This is a genomic window from Pseudomonas sp. 18058 (assembly GCF_902706155.1).
Lineage (GTDB): Bacteria > Pseudomonadota > Gammaproteobacteria > Pseudomonadales > Pseudomonadaceae > Aquipseudomonas > Aquipseudomonas rustica.
In genome coordinates, this window is sequence record NZ_CACSJY010000131.1 from 1 (window position 1) to 460 (window position 460).

The following is a 460-nucleotide window of genomic DNA, read 5'->3' on the forward strand; positions in this document are numbered from 1 at the left end:
AAGCGGCCCACACGCCCTGGCGAAGCGGTTCTGGCGAGGGACCGCATCAGAAGGGTCGTGTGAGCCGCTCTCAGTGGAAATCCCGGCTGCCCTCCAGCGCCGGGGCCAGCCGGCCCAGCATCGGGGTCAGGTCCCTGCAGCGCTGCAGCACCAGGTGCCGCACCACCGCGGCCCCGGGGCCGGCGCCGTCGGGGCAGTGGCACTGCCAGGTGCCCTCCACGGCCAGCAGGCGCGAACGCAGGAGCGGGTTGCGCCAGGTCTCGACGAGCGAAGGCCAGACGATCACGTTCACGGGCCCGGTCTCGTCCTCCAGCGTGACGAACATCGTGCCCTTGGCCGAGCCCGGCCGCTGGCGCACGGTGACGAGGCCGCAGGCGCGCACGCGCCGGCCGTGCGGCACGGCCTGCAGCGCCTGGGCGCTCAGGATGCGCCAGCGCTCCATGCGTTCGCGCAGCAGCGC

The 460-nt window shown here is 74.1% G+C and carries 1 protein-coding gene; it reads right to left on the reverse strand.

Going from position 1 to position 460, the window contains the following annotated elements; translation table 11 throughout:
• Positions 1-70: 70 nt before the first annotated feature.
• On the reverse strand, positions 71-460 hold a 390-nt coding region (locus GVL50_RS28485; RefSeq protein WP_256672027.1), incomplete at its 5' end, for an OB-fold nucleic acid binding domain-containing protein.